Here is a 16,957-nt window from a genome sequence, read left to right as displayed (position 1 = left end):
CTACTCCTCACAGCCTGGTGGTGTAGACGAACTGACTTTCGTCTTCGCTGGCTTGGCCAGAGCTATTCTGCTCCGTCCATTCGATGGTAACGGTGCAGAAGCTGGCGGCAGCTACGCACTCGATGCCGCCATCCGCACCTGGCAGCATGGTTTCAATATTGGTTAGCCACTGATTCATATCCTGCTCTGCCAGCGTGGTTCCGGTCGGCTTGGCATCCGCTACACCAAGTGAGTAACTGGTGGTATTCGTGCGGTTGATGCGTACCCTGTCGAGAATGTCATAGGCCAAAATATTTGCCTGGGAACGCAGGTAGGCACTGTGGTTATATTGCAGCGACTTACTTTGCAGTGCCGCCAAGGAGAGAAGTGAGGTACCCAAAATGAGTACTGTCACGAGGACTTCAATCAGGCCCGCGCCATGTTGGTTTTTCATCACCAAACCCCGCTTTAACTACAGCCGGTGGAACCATGGGTGACACGAAGGACACCCGCGATACCAATTTTTACCGTTCGTCCGGAATTGGCAGTGCAGCCGCTTACGCTGGAATTTATCTCTATTGCACCGCTGCCTGACGCGGCCAACAGTCCTTTTCCAGTGAAACGCACAAACCCCACATTGGTAGTGCCACGCTTGGCGGTAATCGTTGCGCCATCAACAGGCGGCTCCCATTGACGCAGCACCGCTCCCACCAAAGGTAGTGGTGCACTTTCGCTCGTTGCGGAATCCACAATGACGATCCAGTGATCGGTCCAGGTGCCGTTGCAGGTCGTACCGTCCGCACTGCCACAAAGGGTGACACTTGCGGATCGTTTGACGGCTTCGCTGCGCGCATAGTGCAGAGCCCCGGCCAGATCTTCACCCAGAGCGACAGATTGATTGTTGTTGATGAGAGTGCGGAAATTCGGAATGGCGATGGAAGCGACGATGGCGAGTACTGCCAGTGTCACCATCAGTTCGATGAGGGTAAGTCCCTTTTGTCTAAAGCCCATGTTTGTCCTCCTCCTTGGAACATCAATGGATAATCCGTATCAATAGCGATGCATATTACTGTCCGTAAACACCATTCAAAGCAGGTATATAACGGAAGTGGTACTTGCGAACTCCAAATAAGGGCGCCAATTTCACCTTCCTAACAAAACTTCCTGATTCGTTATTGGATACAAATTGGCGCAATGCTAATTTCGTAGCGACCGTATCACGCCACTGCGCAAAGCGGCGGCGACAACCGACAAACGGCATAAATTTGGGGAATCAACGGTAGCAAGGACGGCCGCCCCCCCCCAAAAGGGTCATTCAGGGAGGAATCATGCACGCGCGCGGTCTCACTTTGATCGAGCTGCTCATCACAGTCACCATTCTTGGCATTCTGCTGGCAATTGGTGTGCCGAGTTTCCAGAAGCAGTTGGCAGCCAGTCGCGCCCGCACGGCCGCAGATACACTACTGCAAGCCATTCAGCTCACCCGAAGTAAAGCCATTTCCAGTAATCGCAGAGCCACTCTGCGAAAACTTGGCCACTGGCATTCAGGCTGGGAGGTTTTTTATGACCGCGATTTTGATGGCGAGCGCGATCCGGATGAGCCACAAATAGTGACCGCAGGGCCACTGACAGGCGTGACAGTGTCCGCAAACACCCCCCTTAGCAACTATGTGTCATTTATCGGAAGCGGGGAGAGCCGCTTTGCGGGCACACTCCGTGGCGGCGGCTTTCAGGCGGGGACACTCACCATTTGCCCGCAAAACGGCGGTGATGGTTACCAGCTGGTTCTGGCTCGCAGTGGTCGGGTCAGGGTCATATCGGTATCAGAGGAGGATTGCTAGTGCCATCGAGGTACGATGCACACACGACACGGCCTAAATGCGACTAACCCGGCAGAAGCCGGGTTAGTCGTATAAATACAGAAAAATGCGTCGTGGCGTTACCAGCACTCGACCCCGAGAGCACCACTGGCATTCCGCACACCGGTATTGGTGAGCGTCAGGCTGCCACACTTGGTGTCTGCCGCCTGGCTCTTTCCTGTAACTGGCTCTGCTTTCAGGGTGAAGGTCGTCGCCGCCAAAGTCGCGGAGATGGTATACAGCCTCTCACCGGAGTCCAGCGTTGCGCTGTTCTTCAGGGATTCGGCAACCGCACAGTTCGCGCTGTTGTAGGCGTTGTAGGTGGTAAAACAACGCTGTAACCGCTGGGCCACATCATTCAGCGATGCCTTTGCGTCCGCCCTGTTGCTTTTACGCACCGATTCCATATAAGAAGGGTACGCAATACCGGCAATAATGCCGATGATGGCAACGACGATCATCAGCTCGATGAGGGTAAAACCTTTCTGGCTTTTCATAATTCACTCTCTCAAAAATGCATCAACTGCTTATCGTAACTGACGCCACGACATTCGCCCTACCGCTTCCAAAGGGAAACTCCCTTCGGTGACATCCAGCTCACCCTTGATGTTACTGGTTGGAAGATAGGCCTTCTCACCACCACGAATCACTTCCGAGTAGCTGATCACTGCGTAATCCACTTCAATACCGTCTTCGCCAAAGATTGAATGGCCCTCGTAGCGGTCACCCACAGCGACGAGCTCCATCTGCCAGCCGCTGCCACCGAAGGAACAGGGGTCGGAAGATGTGATCATGGTCGGGAACAACAGCCGATCAAAAATCAACAACGGCTTGCTGATCACCCGCTCACCGGTCACGCTATTATTGAACGAAAGATCCAGGTACCACCCCTTTTTCGTGGTCCACCAGCTGGTATCTGTATTGTTGCTCACATCACGCAGCCCACCAGACTCAGCAGATATGGTTTTCTGGAATAGCTGGTCTCGCCCAGTCACCGGCGCCCCCTGATCGGCGATTGCATAGAAGCTGTTGACAACACTTCCCGCCGAATTATCACTGCTCGCCAGATAACTTCCGGTGCCAAAATACACCATGGTGGCATTGTCCATCTTGGCATTCAGGCCCAAAGTCGGGGCCGCGGTAATTTTCTGTGCATTGCCTGCAGCGTCGACCGCGGTAAACAATGGCGCCGGAACGGCATTGCCACCGTTGCCATCCTCGTAGGCAACCCCCCATTTCGATGTCAGGGCATTATCCAGGTCGAATTTCCACATGTTACCCAGCAGATCACCGGCGTAAGCAGTAATGACCTCGCCGCTGCCATTTTGCAGCAAAGCAGGACCAGCCAAGCCGTTGGCCCCCGCGTCACTGACAGGAATGACCACGCTATTATCGACAGTCGGATTTAGCACATCGACCGCAAACAGTCTTGCCTTGCCATCGGTAGAGTTATAGCCGTTGCCAAAAATAAGCTTCCAACCATTTTTTGTCGGTGCAACGACTGGCTCACTGGTGATATTTCCCAAACCGTCAAAATGAGACGGCAAAAGATCCTGGTCGGTAAGGTCCAGCAGCACTTTCGACTCATCAAAAGCGGTCGGGTTGGTAATATCCAGCACAAACAACCCTTTACCACCGGCACCCAGGGTACCCACCAGCACGTTTTTCCAGCCACTGTCGGTGTAGACATCGCCTACAAAAAGCTTGCCATCGACCGAGTAAGTATGAGGATTGCTGGCGGTCCCGTAATCCGGCGCACTCAGCTTTTTCAGCTTCTCGTATATTCCGGCCGGAACATAGGCAAACAATTCCTCCCCGGTAGCCGCATCAAACGCATGCAGCATGCCATCATTTGCACCCACATAGAGAACCTCACGGCGGCTCTTCTTGCTGGTGTTGTAATAGGCTTCATAAGCAAGCCCGCCCAGTTCTTCGGAAAGCAGATGAAAGCTATATTTCTTGCGCCCCGCAAACACCGGGCTCGAGTTGACGATATCACCAAGAATATTATCTCTTTCCCGGAGACCGGGCACAGCTGCACCGCGCACCCATTGCAAACGGGCCGCACCTTCAACGGCAGTGTCGTCACCGATCAGCTTTAGCTTTTGAGCGTCACTGATCCCATCAGTTGCAGTAGCACCCCATTTAAACTCCACCCCGCTGAGCCCGTTATGCGAATAGACTTTTCGTGTCGCGGCACTGGCGAACTTGGAGTTATCTGACCGCCATTTGGCGACACCGACTGAGCCATCACTGTTCAGGCTCAGAGCCTTCAACTCACCGCTCCAGTCTGTACTGTTGAACAGGGCCTGATAGATAACGGTATCTGCCCCAAGGCGGGTGGAGTTGGTGGCAACGGACGAAGCAGAACCGGCACTTGCCGCCACCTGCTCAAGTGCCTTGCCCAGGCTCTCTTCCAGCTCCGACGGATCAATAGCATAGAAATAGGTATCCGGCGCAGCAGCCGCAATTTCAGCCTCCGAAGGAGGGTTGCCATTATCGTCATTACTGTACCCGCCCCACTTCGCGGCATAATAAAGCGGAGACTCCAGCAAGGAACCCGATGACGTGCCTATGACGTAAGTTTCTGTGGTTGCCTTTGCATCAGCGTGATTGTAGTTACAGGAACCGGCGTTGCCTCCGTAACCTTCACCAAGCCGGCAATTACAGTTACTGCCGCCGCTCTCTGCGGTACATGCCTTGTCGAGCACATTTGTCGGCGTGTAACTGAATCCGTTAATACCGGAATGCGCATGGAAGCCGTCCCTGGTGGTTCCGCTGATAACGTAGCCAAACCCCATTGGATCCCCGGTTGACTGGGCCATCACTTGGGTCGTAACCGAGATTTCACTCGATGATGCGACGTACTTAATCAGTCCCCACATATCCTGGTCAAAATCACCGCCCTGCTCACTATCTTCCCAATTTACGTACAGGGTTCCTGTTTTACCATCCGCTGACTGCTCGATTATTTTGAAATCAACAATCGCGCAGTTTCCTCCAACCTGGCTATTTCGACACGCAGGGAGAATCGTTACGGCCTTCCCATCAGCAGAAACTGGAATGGATACCTTTGGTAAGGCGGGAGCAAGTGCAACACCATAAGTAGTCACATTGCCAACGTTCTGATCCGTCCGAATTTTGGAGCTGCGCGCATAGTATGCAAGGCCTGCAATATCATAAGTGCCACCAAGACGGGGAGCATCGGGACAGGTGCCCGCCACGTCGGACAGGTTTGCAACCGTTTTGGCGGTACAAAGCAGGTCCGAATCTGCCGCATTGGCACCGACGAAATAGTCATTCCCGTGGATGCCTTCTGCCGCACCAACCTTATTCACCCACGTATCAACGCTCCCGATCGCATTCAATTCAGAAGCTTTGGAGAAATCATCGTCATATGAACTGCTTGATGCATTGAACTGTATGACATTCAGCGCAGCGCAGTAGTTATCACTGCTAATGGGGTCTACCCACTCGGGAGAACCAAGGCCCGAAATATAGCCCGAGTCGCTGGAGGCAAAATCGTCGTTTTTCGCTTTCCCGGCAAGGTAGCGCAGAGATTCAAGGTAGATTTCAGACTGCGGGTTCCCCCAGTTTGAACAGTTACCGTCGGTAAAGGTATTCAGAGCCCAGGGGCAGTTGTCCGCGCCGCCATCATTGTAGGCACCATCCTGACCCGACCCACTGTACTGATATCCATAGATACGCAGTTTGTCCAATGTGCTGACAATGCCCGCCGCACCAGTAAATGTACCATCGGAGCTCACGTTCACTTCATCGCTCAAATCGGCAACGTTTTTTCTCAGCACACCGCCCGATTTATTTTTTCCGTAAGACCCGGTCATCAAGCCAAACAGAATCTCGCCCTTTTCACCATATTTCTGCAGTAATCCCGCGGGCTTCAGGTTTCCATCCGGGTATGAGCGGCAGTTTTCTTCGAGCAGCCCGGACTTGCACACTTCGACGCGCGCTTTGTACTGGAAACCATCCTCTTGGTTCGGGGCACTGGCATTTGCAGTAATGCCACTATTCTCGTCGTTTCCGTTACTGCCTTGGCCCCAACGACACTGCCAGCGCTCGTTACTGGCCCAAAGCGAGTAGTTTCCCTGCGCCACCATAATCTTGGGTGAACGAGTGTTGTTCTGGGACAGAGCGGAAGTGGTGCCGTCGTAGCTGTGGCTATTCGTGGCATTACACAGGGTAATACCCGAGGTACTTTCTGTGCCTCCGGTAAAGTTGTGGGCTGTCAGCTTGCCAATATCAACGCCGTTATAATATTTCGCAAAGGCGTGGGCATCCTGGGGCAAAAACGCGCGCTCCAGGACGGTAACGCCATTCTCGTCACCATCGGTGGAGCGATATCCGCCGTAGAGAATTTTCCTGACCGCATCCATACGGGTCATGGTGGCCCAGTTCAGAAAGTTGCCGCTCCAGTCTCCATCCACGGTATCGCAGTAATGGTCAGTGGTTACGGCCTTCGGAACAAAGCGCTCGGACTCATACGCGTAGCACTTCTGGCTATCGAAGTAGCCATAATATTCATAGTCGTTCATGTAGGTGGTATCAGCCACCCCATCCTCGTCCAGATCGGTATAGTCATCGTACGCTTTAAAATATAGCTGGTGATCATTTGACATATTCAGCATCACAATCGGCTTGACCGGCTGCGCCAGAAATAGCGGAGACTGTGCCAGCTCAAGGGAATGCGCACTGTGGGCCACACCAATACTCAGAATGGCGGCGGCGAAATGCATCAGAAATTTGGTGTTTCTTTTAATGTATTCCATTTTCATTCTCTCTTTCGCAACCTTATTAGCGTTTGTAAGTAGATTGCAGAATCACAACCGCATCCGGTGTACCGCCTTCGGCGCGACTGGTAACACGGTAATAGACCGTATCTTCGGTTTTCATTGCACTGGTGAAATCAATGCCACTGCCGTCGGCCGCGTTGATCGTAGTGGTACTCACCACCTCTTCGATCACATACTGCGGCTGGTCCGCCACCATTTTGATGCCCAACGCGGTGCGAACAGACCCGGCATCCCAGCTATAGCTGTCCCAAAACCCGGTCGTTGTAGAACCGGCGATGGCGGGTACGTAGCCGGTGACAGAGTTGTCAAATGCAGGGATTGTCGCGCCTTCCAATACCTCCTCTCCGCGCCGCAAGGCGGCCTCAGCAGATTGGAGCGCGAGGTTGCGATCTCGCATATTACCGGCCATTAACTCCTGCATGCCGCTGCCGCGGATTGCCGCCATACCCACCAGCGTCATCAGCAGCACCATGATCAGGCCGACGACCAAGGTCATACCGCGCTGCTGCCGCAGGTTGCTGTAAGAATTCAGATTTTTCATAACAAGCTTCAGAGTTCTATTTGATCAGGGAAGGCGACTGCGGATGCCGACAGTATTGATAAAAACCTGTCGTAATCGCCGGTCACCGGGAGCACTGTTGGTAACACCATTGAAGGTATAAGGCTGAGCTTCCGAGAGCAGGTTATCTTCCGAGCTCTGCACCAGGAGTTGCACCCGCACGCTGGATACATCTTCCCAGGCGTCGGCGGTGTTGACGGCCGCGGCTGTTACATAGTTGTCCGGGATACCATCGCCACTGGTATCCAGCCCATAGAGCAACTGCATGTCTTCCACACCATCGAGGAGTTCCTGTGGGGCGCTTCCGTTGATTTCTTGCCACAGGGTGGGCTGCCCGGAGTCCTGATTATTGCGGACGTAATAAACGGCCGTATTCATTTTGATAATTTCAGAATCCGTGCCAAAAGTTTCCTCCGGGTTACTGTTCCCGCCCCAGGAAGGTTCCGCATTTCCCGGGCTGCCACTCGACGCGTGCTTGATATTGATCCATGTCTCGCCGGCGACATCCTGAATAGTCGTAGCCTGGAATACCCGCGCCTTGGTGCAATCGGACACGACCAGAATGTCGTTTTCACACAGGTTGCTGAAGCTTTTCTCACCTGCATCACATGATGCTTCTGTCCCGGTATTCAGGGCAAATAGCTGTGCGCTGTCGTTATTTTTCGTAACGCTTACGGCCTCGCCGCTGGCACTGCGCAATACGAGCACATCGGTACCCTCAACGATATTCGTCGGATATCCTGTCGGTAAGGTGGCGCCTACGTTGTCCAACCCCTCAATAGCCACTTCAAATTTGTAGGCAAAGGAATCGGCGTTATTCAGCGTGCTGTGGAAATTCAAGTTGCGACTCATACACCCCATATAGCCGGCCATACGAATATCCCGCGCGAGAAACTCCATCGCGAGCCGGCCACTTTCCTGGACTCGTGACAGCGCTTGCTGGGTGGAAAGCGTGGCGCGGCTGGAGAGAAACAGCTGCACCACACCGGTCATAAGAATCAGTCCGATCGTGATCGAAATCATCAGTTCGACCAGAGAAATACCTCTTTGACTACGCATACCTTTGTACCTCACAGCCGGGTGGTGTAGACGAATTCACTTTGATCTTCACTGGTTTCACCGGAGCTGTTCTGCTCCGCCCAGCGAATCGTAACGGTGCAGAAATCGGTCGACGCAACACACTCAACACCACCATCAGCACCAGGCAACATGGTTTCTATATTGCCCAACCACTCATTCATGTCGCGCTGCGCCAGACTGGTACCGGTAGGTTTTGCAGCGTCGACGGCGAGCGAATAGCTCGTCACATTGGCCCGGTTGATCCGTACCCTGTCGAGAATGTCGTATGCAAGGATGTTGGCCTGCGAGCGCAGATATGCACTGTGGTTGTACTGCAGGGATTTGCTCTGCAGTGCTGCCAGTGACAACAGCGAAGTGCCGAGAATAAGCACCGTCACCAACACCTCGATCAAACCCACACCCTGTTGATTACGCATCGTGTTCCCCTCTTGTCAGGAGCAGCCAGTACTGCTGCGAGCCATTTTCAACATTCCCGCAACGCCTACCGTAATCGCGCGCGCGGCGTTACTAGTGCAGCCGCTGAAGCTGGCATTCATGGTTACGGCACCCTGGCTGGAGCGCCCCAGGGTGCCCTGCCGGGTAAAGCGCACGAATGTCGTGTTACTGCCACCCTGGGTTACCGTGACTGTGGCATTGCTATCCGGAGCTTCCCAGAAGCGGAGCACCGCTGCAGCATCCGCAACCACCGGAGCAGCAGCAGCGTCAGTAGCCGCGGTATCCACGACCACTATCCAGTTATTTGCCCAGGTGCCGTTGCAGGCTGCACCATCGGTGGTGCCGCACAGGGTGACCCGCTGCCCCCGCTTAATCGCCTCACTGCGCGCATAGTTGAGCGCGCCCGCAAGCTCCTCTCCCAGCGCCAGAGAACGGTTGTTCTGGATCATGGTGTTAAACGAAGGGATACCGATGGCCACAACAATGGCCAGTACCGCCAACGTGATCATCAGCTCTATAAGGGTCAGGCCCGGGGATGGTTTTGGAACCGTCATAAAAACTGCTGCTCTGCCATTTTGTGTAAATTTTCGCCAACGAGATTGGCGCCAAACCGGGCGAGTTTAGCTCTTTATGATCATGAATGGCGTAAGAAACTACGAAAGGCAGCAGTGGGCCGACGAACGGTCGGCCCAAGTGGGGTGAAAAAATAGCGAGGTAAAAAAATAGCGAGGGAAAAGGAGCTGGTGTTCAGCGAAGCTCTTTGGGCAGGCTGAAACTGATATTTTCCGGAATTCCTGCAAGCTCATCCGGTGCGTCGGCGCCGAGTTCCCGCAGTTTCTGTATCACCCGCTCAACCAGCACCTCGGGGGCAGAGGCACCGGCAGTGATCCCGATTGTGCTTTTACCGGTAAGCCAGCCGGCATCAATGCAGTCAGGCCCATCAATCAGGTAGGCTTCCGCGCCACAGCGTTCCGCCAGCTCCCGCAGGCGGTTGGAGTTGGAGCTGTTGGGACTGCCCACTACCAGCACCAGATCGCACTCCAGTGCCAGCTGCTTTACAGCATCCTGGCGATTCTGGGTGGCATAGCAGATATCGTCTTTGCGCGGGCCGCGGATATTGGGGAACTTGGCCCGCAGCGCATCGATGACCCGGGAGGTGTCATCCACAGAAAGCGTGGTCTGGGTGACGAACGTAAGGTTGTCCGGGTCGGTTACTTTCAGCTCGACCACGTCCTGCTCGTTTTCCACCAGATAAATGGCCCCACCATTGCCATCATCATACTGGCCCATGGTGCCTTCCACTTCCGGGTGCCCTTCGTGGCCAATCAGGATGCACTCGCTACCATCACTGCTGAACTTGCTCACCTCGATGTGCACCTTGGTGACCAGTGGGCAGGTGGCATCGAACACTTTCAGCCCGCGACTGGCAGCTTCCTGCTGCACGGCTTTGGAGACACCGTGGGCGCTGAAGATGACAATCACATCATCGGGAACTTCGTCCAGCTCGTCGACGAATACGGCTCCGCGCTCGCGCAGGCTATCCACCACAAATTTGTTGTGTACCACCTCGTGGCGCACGTAGATCGGGGCACCGAACACATCCAGGGCGCGATTGACGATATCAATCGCGCGATCGACACCGGCACAGAAACCACGGGGGTTGGCGAGACGAATCTGCATTTTCCTGTCCTTGACCTAGTTGACCGAGGCCACTTCGAGAATTTTTACATGGAAGAAGACGGTCTGTCCGGCGAGCGGGTGATTGAAGTCCACTTCCACTTCATCCTCACCGATCTCGCGGATTACGCCGGGCAGTTCACCAGACCCGTTGTCAAAGGAAACCACCAACCCTTCTTCCAGTTCCATGTCCGGGGAAAAGTGATCTCGCCGCACCTTCTGGATATTCGCCGGGTTGCGCTGGCCAAATCCCGCCTCTGGGGGTATTTCGATTTCCGCCTCATCCCCCGCCTTGAGCCCGAACAATGCGCGCTCGAAGCCAGGTAGCAAGCTGCCATCACCGACAATAAACGTGGCAGGGTCCCCTTCAAATGTGGAATCGACCTCGGAACCATCGTCCAGTTTGAGGCTGAAGTGGAGGGTTACGCGGCTGTGTTCGCCAATTTCGGTATTGCTCATAATACTGCTCTGAATATTTACACTTCTGCGCCGCTTTTGTCGGTCTGCTCATCTTTGTCTTTGAAAAAGAGCAGCTCGATCACCAGCATGGCGGCGCCGACGGAGATGGCCACATCCGCCACATTGAAGACAGGAAAGTGCCAGTTGCCGTAATACACGGAGATAAAGTCGCGCACGTAGCCGAGCATAACCCTGTCCCACAGGTTGCCCAGAGCACCGCCGAGGATGAGTGCGAGTGCTGTCGGCTCCCAGCGCTTGGCCGCGGGCAAGCGTTTCAGCCACACCACCACCACAATACTGAAGACCAGTGCCACCGCACCAAAGAACCAGCGCTGCCACCCTCCCGCATCGGCGAGAAAACTGAATGCAGCGCCATAGTTCTCCGCATAGGTAAACTGGAGAAAGCCCGGGATAATCTGCAGCGCCGGGCCGTGCATAAACTCTTCCACCGCCCATACCTTGGTATCGATATCGAGCAGGATCACCATCAGTGCCAACAGGTACCAGCGCCACGGCGATGCAAACAGGTCAAAAGACTTGTTAGGCATAGTGGCGCACCTCACCGGCACCGCTCACGTTTTCCACACAACGGCCACAGAGTTCCGGGTGCTCGCTGTTGCTGCCCACGTCTTCGCGGTAGTGCCAGCAGCGACCACACTTGGGCGCGTCTACCTTGTGTACGGATACCCGCAAGCCGGCAAGGTCGGTCTCTTCGGCACCCGCAGCATCGGACAGGGGCTGCACCGAGGTCGAAGAACAGATCAGCACGAAACGCAGCTCATTTTTAAGCGCATCCAGTTTTTGCTGCAGCGCCGGGTCTGCAAACAGGGTAACTGAAGCCTGCAGGGAGCCGCCGATATTGCCGGCCCCGCGCTGCTCTTCGAGCACCTTGTTCACCGCGGTTTTTACATCGGCGATCGCTTCCCAGAATTCGGCATCCATTTGTGCTTCCCGAGGCAACTCCGGGAACTGGTGCCACTCCGCCAGCATCACGCTGTCTTCGCTGTTACCCGGCACAAACTGCCAGAGCTCTTCCGCGGTAAAACTCAGGATCGGCGCTACCCAGCGCACGAACGCCTGCACGATGTGGTACAGGGCGGTCTGTGCAGAGCGCCGGGCAACACTGTCCGCCTGGGTGGTGTACTGGCGATCCTTGATGATATCCAGGTAGAAACCACCCATTTCCACGACGCAGAAATTGTGCAGTTTCTGGTAGATCTGATGGAACTGGTAACGGTCGTAGGCCGCGATGATTTCTTCCTGCAGTTTGGCAGCCTGCTCCAGCGCCCAGCGATCCAGAGCCAGCAGCTCGTCGGACGGCAACAGATCCGTCTCCGGATTGAAGCCAGCCAGGTTCGACAGGAAGAAGCGCGCGGTATTGCGCAGGCGGCGGTAGGAATCCGCGGTGCGCTTGAGGATTTCATCGGAAACCCCCATCTCGCCACTGAAGTCGGTGGCCGCCACCCACAGGCGCAGCACGTCCGCGCCCATTTTGTTGATCACATCCTGGGGCGCCACCACATTACCGATGGACTTGGACATCTTGCGACCCTGGGCATCCACGGTAAACCCGTGGGTGAGCACCTGCTTATAGGGCGCGCAGTCGTTGATCGCGATGGAGGTTTTCAGGGAAGACTGGAACCAGCCGCGGTGCTGGTCGGAACCTTCCAGATACAGATCCGCGGGGAAACGCAGGGCCTCGCGACGCTTCAGCACCGCGTGGTGGGTCACGCCGGAATCGAACCATACGTCCAGGGTGTCGGTCACTTTCTGGTAGTTGTCGGCGTCGTCGCCCAGCAGTTCTTTCGCATCCAGCTCGAACCACACATCCATGCCGGCCTGTTCGACGCGCTCGGCAACCTTTTCCATAAGCGCCGGCGTATCCGGGTGGATCTCATGGGTCTCCTTGTGCACGAACAGCGCGATGGGAACACCCCAGGTGCGCTGACGGGAGATGCACCAGTCCGGGCTCGCGCTCAGCATCGAATCGATGCGCGCCTTACCCCAGCCGGGGATCCACTCAACCTGGTCCGCGGCTTTCTGCGCATGATCCAGCAAGTCATTCTGCTGCATGCTGATAAACCACTGGGGGGTTGCACGGTAGATCAGCGGCGTCTTGGTGCGCCAGCAGTGCGGATAGCTGTGCACCAGCTTGTCTTCGTGCAGCAGCACGTCTTTTTCTTTCAGCAATTCGACAATCTTGCCGTCTACCTTGTACACGTGCTCGCCGGCAAACAGCGGCACGCTGTCGCGGAACACGCCATTGTCGTCGACGTAATTCAATGTATCGATGCCATTGCGGCGACCCACATTGAAGTCGTCCGGGCCATGGTCCGGTGCGGTGTGCACGCAGCCGGTACCGGCGTCGGTGGTCACGTGATCGCCGAGGATCAGGGGCAACTGCTTGTCGTAGAAGGGGTGATTGACCTTCAGGTGCTCGAGGGCAGCACCCTGGATACGGCCAACCACGTCACCACTCAGGCCCGCGGCTTCCAGTACCGAGTCCTTGAGCTCCGCGGCAACCAGAATGCGCTCTTTGCCCACCTGAACCACAACGTATTCAAGATCCGCATTGACGGAAACCGCCTGGGAGGACGGCAGGGTCCAGGGGGTAGTGGTCCAGATGACCACAGAAAGCCGGCCATCACCGGCATGACCGCCTGCAGCATCGGCGATGGCCAGGGCTGTTTCTTCCGTAGCCGGGTATTTCACATAAATGGAGAAAGAAGTTTTATCCTGATACTCCACTTCCGCTTCCGCCAGCGCGGAACCACCCACCACACTCCAGTAAACCGGTTTAAAACCGCGGGACAGGTGGCCATTTTTCACCACGCCACCCAGGGCACGGATGATGTCCGCCTCGAACTGGAAGTCCATGGTGCGGTAGGGGTTATCCCACTCGCCGAAAACGCCGAGCCGGATGAAATCTTTCTTCTGGCCTTCCACCTGTTTTGCCGCGTACTCGCGACACTTCTGGCGGAAGGTCTTGTGGTCCACCTTGACGCCGGCCTTGCCGACTTTCTGCTCCACCTTATGTTCGATGGGCAGGCCGTGGCAGTCCCAGCCGGGCACGTAGGGCGCATCGAGACCACTCAGGGTCTTCGATTTGACAATGATGTCCTTGAGAATCTTATTGACCGAGTGACCGATGTGGATATCGCCATTAGCGTAGGGAGGGCCGTCGTGCAGGATAAACTGCTCACGACCAGCGCGGGCTTCACGAATTTTTTCGTAGAGCTTGCCTTCTTGCCATTTCTTCAAAATCTCCGGTTCCCGGTTGGGCAGGTTGCCGCGCATGGGGAAGTCGGTTTCAGGAAGATTCAGGGTCGCTTTGTAATCGGTCATTGGCTATCTACTTCGGTTGTAGCTCTGGAGTTTTACATCGTTAGGTGACGACAGGTCACCGGGTACTCGGTCTTCGCGTCCACGTCCTATGCGCGGTCAGACACGAAGGGGTCGTTTGTTTAGCTGGTTTGGCGTCGGCTAAACCAGTCTTTGGCATTCTGTATGTCTTCGGCGATTTTTTGCTTGAGGATATCAAGCGACGCAAACTTTTCTTCGTTGCGCAGCTTGTGGCAGAAGGTTACTGCGATCTCGCGGCCATACAGGTCACCGCTGAAATCGAACAGGTGCACCTCAAGAAGTGGCTTCGCACCCTCGCCTTCCACCGTCGGGCGAAACCCGACATTGGCCACACCGGCCACTTCCATACAGCCGCCACTCATCGGGCTGCCATCGGTACGCCTGGCCGTCACCGTATACACCCCCACCAGTGGAGAGCGGTAGCGGTGCAAACGCACATTCGCCGTGGGGGCTCCCAGCTGCCGCCCCAGGGCGCGACCGCGGGCCACCAGGCCGGTAATTCTGTAGGGCTTGCCCAGCAACTGCTCCGCCAGGGCAAAATCCGCATTCTGCAGCGCCTCGCGGATGCGAGTACTGCTGACTCGCTTGCCCGCTATTTCCAGGGTCGCGGTGTCTTCCACGCTAAATCCGGCTTTCGCGCCCACTCTCTGCAACAGGGCGTAGTCGCCGCTGCGGTCGCAACCGAAACGGAAGTCATCCCCCACCACAAGGTGGCGCACACCAAGGCCGTCAACCAGCACCTGCTGGATAAATGCCTCTCCGCCCAGGCTGCGCAGCCGCTCGTTGAACTGCAGGCACAACACCCGGTCCACCCCCGCGGCAAACAGCGCGAGTACCTTTTCCTTGAAGCGCATCAGGCGCGCCGGCGCTTTTTCGCCGGAGAAATACTCGTGGGGCTGCGGCTCAAAGATGATCGCCACCGACGGCAGCTGATGCTCCGCCGCCCGCGCCCGCAGCTGGGTGATGATGGCCTGGTGCCCCAGGTGTACGCCATCGAATGAACCGATGGTCGCCACACATCCCCGGTGGCGCGGCTGCAGGTTGTGCAACCCGCGAATCAGCTCCCGTTGCTCGGTCACAGTGCTTCACTCACCCTTGCAAAATCAAGCGGCGCAGTATAACGGATTTTGCCCTCACGATGTGGCCCGGAAATGCCGCGGGCGCAGCCCGCTCACCAGCAGAACCAGGCCGTATGTACCGCCGCCGGCCGCCACCAGCCCCCCCATGCGCCAGGCGCGCTGCCACCAGGCCCAGTCATGCCAGCCCGACCAGTAGTGGAGGATCATCAACAGCACCGCCGCCATCGCCAGGTTGGCCAGCAGCAACCGTAACAGGAAAGCCTTCCAGCCAGCCTCCGGCCGGTAGACACCGCCCTCACGCAGGCCACGGTAGAGCAGCCACGCGTTGATCGCCGCCTGGCCCGCCGTGGCCAGTGCCAGCCCCATGTGCCCAAGCTGGAAGTACATGTGCAGCGGGATCACAAACAGCAGGCTCAGTACCATCTTAGAGGCGATGGCAATCAGGCCGAATTTTACCGGTGTGACGGTATCCTGGCGGGCGAAATAGCCCGGTGCCAGCACCTTGATCAGCATGAAAGACAGCAGGCCAAGGGTATAGGCACGCAGTGACCAGGCGGCCATTGTCATATCCCGCGGGGTCATATTGCCGTACTGGAACAGCACGGTCAGCAGTGGCTCCGCCAGCACAAACAGCGCAACCGCCGCCGGCAGCGCAATCAGTGTGACACAGCGCAGCGCCCAGTCGATGGTGTGGCGGAAGCGGCGCGGATCACCACCCGCATGCTGACGCGAAAGATGCGGCAGGATCACCGTGGCTACGGCGATCCCGAACACCCCCAGAGGCAACTCGGTGAGGCGATCGGAAAAATACAGCCAAGTCACCGAGCCCGTGGGAAGGAAGGAGGCGAGTACCGTATCGAGCACCAGGCTGATCTGGGTAACCGACACACCGAATATGGCCGGCGCCATCAGCCGCAGGATCTTGCGCACTCCCGGGTACTGCCAATCCCATTTGGGTCGCGGCAACAGTCCCTCCCTGACAAGGAAGGGCAACTGGAACAGCAGCTGTACCACACCCGCAGCCAACACCCCCCAGGCGAGCGCCATGACCTTGGGGTCGAACCACCCCGCGGCGATGGTGGCGGCCCCGATCAAAACCAGATTGAGCAGCACCGGGGTCAGGGCAGGTATGGCGAAGCGGTCAAAGCTGTTGAGCATGGCACCGGCAAAGCCGGTGAGGGATATCAGCATCAGGTAGGGAAAAGTAATCCGCAGCATTTCCGTGGCCATGGCGAATTTCTGCGGTTCATTCCCACCCCACCACCAGCCGAACGCAAAGATACCGGTTACGAGCGGCGCACACAGCACCCCGAACAGGGTCACCAGTAGCAGCGTGCCGCCGAGGGCACCGGCCACCCGGTCATTCAATTCGCGCACTGCGGCAATCCCACCTTTTTGGCGGTATTCCGCGAGAACCGGCACAAACGCCTGGGCAAAGGCCCCTTCGGCGAACAGGCGGCGGAAGAAGTTGGGGATCTTGAACGCCACAAAAAAGGCATCTGCCGCGTCACTGGCACCGGTCAGTCGCGCGAATACGATGTCCCGCGCCAGGCCCATGACCCGCGACAACAAAGTGGCACCCCCCACTACGGAGGTTCCGCGCAACAACCCCCCGTGCGAGCTATCTTTCCTTACCTGCGGAGCTTGCTCAGAGGG

Annotated in this window: 15 protein-coding genes; 1 reads left to right on the top strand and 14 read right to left on the bottom strand. The window is 56.5% G+C overall.

Translation table 11 applies throughout. From position 1 onward, the window contains the following. Positions 1-7 precede the first annotated feature (7 nt). Positions 8-433 carry a type IV pilus modification protein PilV gene (pilV, locus tag GTQ55_RS04175; RefSeq protein WP_161857602.1) on the bottom strand — a complete coding sequence of 142 codons (426 nt, stop codon included), beginning with the start codon at positions 431-433 and terminating at the stop codon, positions 8-10. Positions 434-447: 14 nt separating this feature from the next. Then, positions 448-990, bottom strand: coding sequence for a GspH/FimT family pseudopilin (locus GTQ55_RS04170; protein ID WP_161860004.1), 543 nt, complete (start codon positions 988-990; stop codon positions 448-450). A gap of 317 nt (positions 991-1,307) precedes the next feature. Here GTQ55_RS04170 and GTQ55_RS17870 point away from each other — a divergent pair, with 317 nt between their 5' ends. Continuing rightward, positions 1,308-1,820, top strand: coding sequence for a GspH/FimT family pseudopilin (locus GTQ55_RS17870; protein WP_161860003.1), 513 nt, complete (start codon positions 1,308-1,310; stop codon positions 1,818-1,820). A 98-nt stretch (positions 1,821-1,918) separates the two neighbouring features. On the opposite strand, the gene GTQ55_RS04160 is transcribed toward GTQ55_RS17870, so the two are convergent. From GTQ55_RS04160 to murJ, 12 genes are all read right to left on the bottom strand, one after another. After that, entirely contained in the window at positions 1,919-2,335 is a 417-nt protein-coding gene (locus GTQ55_RS04160; RefSeq protein ID WP_161857601.1) for a type IV pilin protein, read from the bottom strand. 30 nt (positions 2,336-2,365) lie between these two features. Beyond that, positions 2,366-6,625: a pilus assembly protein gene (locus GTQ55_RS04155; RefSeq protein WP_161857600.1), complete on the bottom strand. Its 4,260-nt coding sequence runs from the start codon at positions 6,623-6,625 to the stop codon at positions 2,366-2,368. A gap of 25 nt (positions 6,626-6,650) precedes the next feature. Next, complete coding sequence (locus GTQ55_RS04150) at positions 6,651-7,190, bottom strand: pilus assembly PilX family protein (RefSeq protein WP_161857599.1); 540 nt, start codon at positions 7,188-7,190, stop codon at positions 6,651-6,653. A 24-nt stretch (positions 7,191-7,214) separates the two neighbouring features. Then, positions 7,215-8,267 carry a PilW family protein gene (locus tag GTQ55_RS04145; RefSeq protein WP_161860002.1) on the bottom strand — a complete coding sequence of 351 codons (1,053 nt, stop codon included), beginning with the start codon at positions 8,265-8,267 and terminating at the stop codon, positions 7,215-7,217. A gap of 11 nt (positions 8,268-8,278) precedes the next feature. Beyond that, entirely contained in the window at positions 8,279-8,704 is a 426-nt protein-coding gene (gene pilV, locus GTQ55_RS04140) for a type IV pilus modification protein PilV (RefSeq protein WP_161857598.1), read from the bottom strand. Between the two features lie 15 nt (positions 8,705-8,719). After that, the gene (locus GTQ55_RS04135) at positions 8,720-9,277 is read right to left on the bottom strand and encodes a GspH/FimT family pseudopilin (protein ID WP_161860001.1); all 558 of its coding nucleotides are present in this window, start codon (positions 9,275-9,277) and stop codon (positions 8,720-8,722) included. 193 nt (positions 9,278-9,470) lie between these two features. Then, entirely contained in the window at positions 9,471-10,403 is a 933-nt protein-coding gene (gene ispH, locus GTQ55_RS04130) for a 4-hydroxy-3-methylbut-2-enyl diphosphate reductase (protein ID WP_161857597.1), read from the bottom strand. Between the two features lie 15 nt (positions 10,404-10,418). Then, a complete protein-coding gene (gene fkpB, locus GTQ55_RS04125) occupies positions 10,419-10,859 on the bottom strand; it encodes an FKBP-type peptidyl-prolyl cis-trans isomerase (RefSeq protein WP_161857596.1) in 441 nt (146 codons plus the stop codon). 17 nt (positions 10,860-10,876) lie between these two features. Further along, entirely contained in the window at positions 10,877-11,407 is a 531-nt protein-coding gene (gene lspA / locus GTQ55_RS04120; RefSeq protein ID WP_161857595.1) for a signal peptidase II, read from the bottom strand. Next, positions 11,400-14,204, bottom strand: coding sequence for an isoleucine--tRNA ligase (gene ileS / locus GTQ55_RS04115; RefSeq protein WP_161857594.1), 2,805 nt, complete (start codon positions 14,202-14,204; stop codon positions 11,400-11,402). Before ileS ends, lspA begins: the two co-directional genes overlap by 8 nt. Before the next feature lie 119 nt (positions 14,205-14,323). Further along, positions 14,324-15,301: a bifunctional riboflavin kinase/FAD synthetase gene (gene ribF, locus GTQ55_RS04110; RefSeq protein ID WP_161857593.1), complete on the bottom strand. Its 978-nt coding sequence runs from the start codon at positions 15,299-15,301 to the stop codon at positions 14,324-14,326. A 54-nt stretch (positions 15,302-15,355) separates the two neighbouring features. After that, complete coding sequence (gene murJ, locus GTQ55_RS04105; RefSeq protein ID WP_237567900.1) at positions 15,356-16,858, bottom strand: murein biosynthesis integral membrane protein MurJ; 1,503 nt, start codon at positions 16,856-16,858, stop codon at positions 15,356-15,358. Positions 16,859-16,957: the final 99 nt, after the last annotated feature.

The sequence above is a fragment of the Microbulbifer hydrolyticus genome (genome assembly GCF_009931115.1).
GTDB lineage: Bacteria > Pseudomonadota > Gammaproteobacteria > Pseudomonadales > Cellvibrionaceae > Microbulbifer > Microbulbifer hydrolyticus.
The sequence above is the reverse complement of the archived record's forward strand: the minus strand, read 5'-3'. Positions and strand labels throughout refer to the sequence as shown.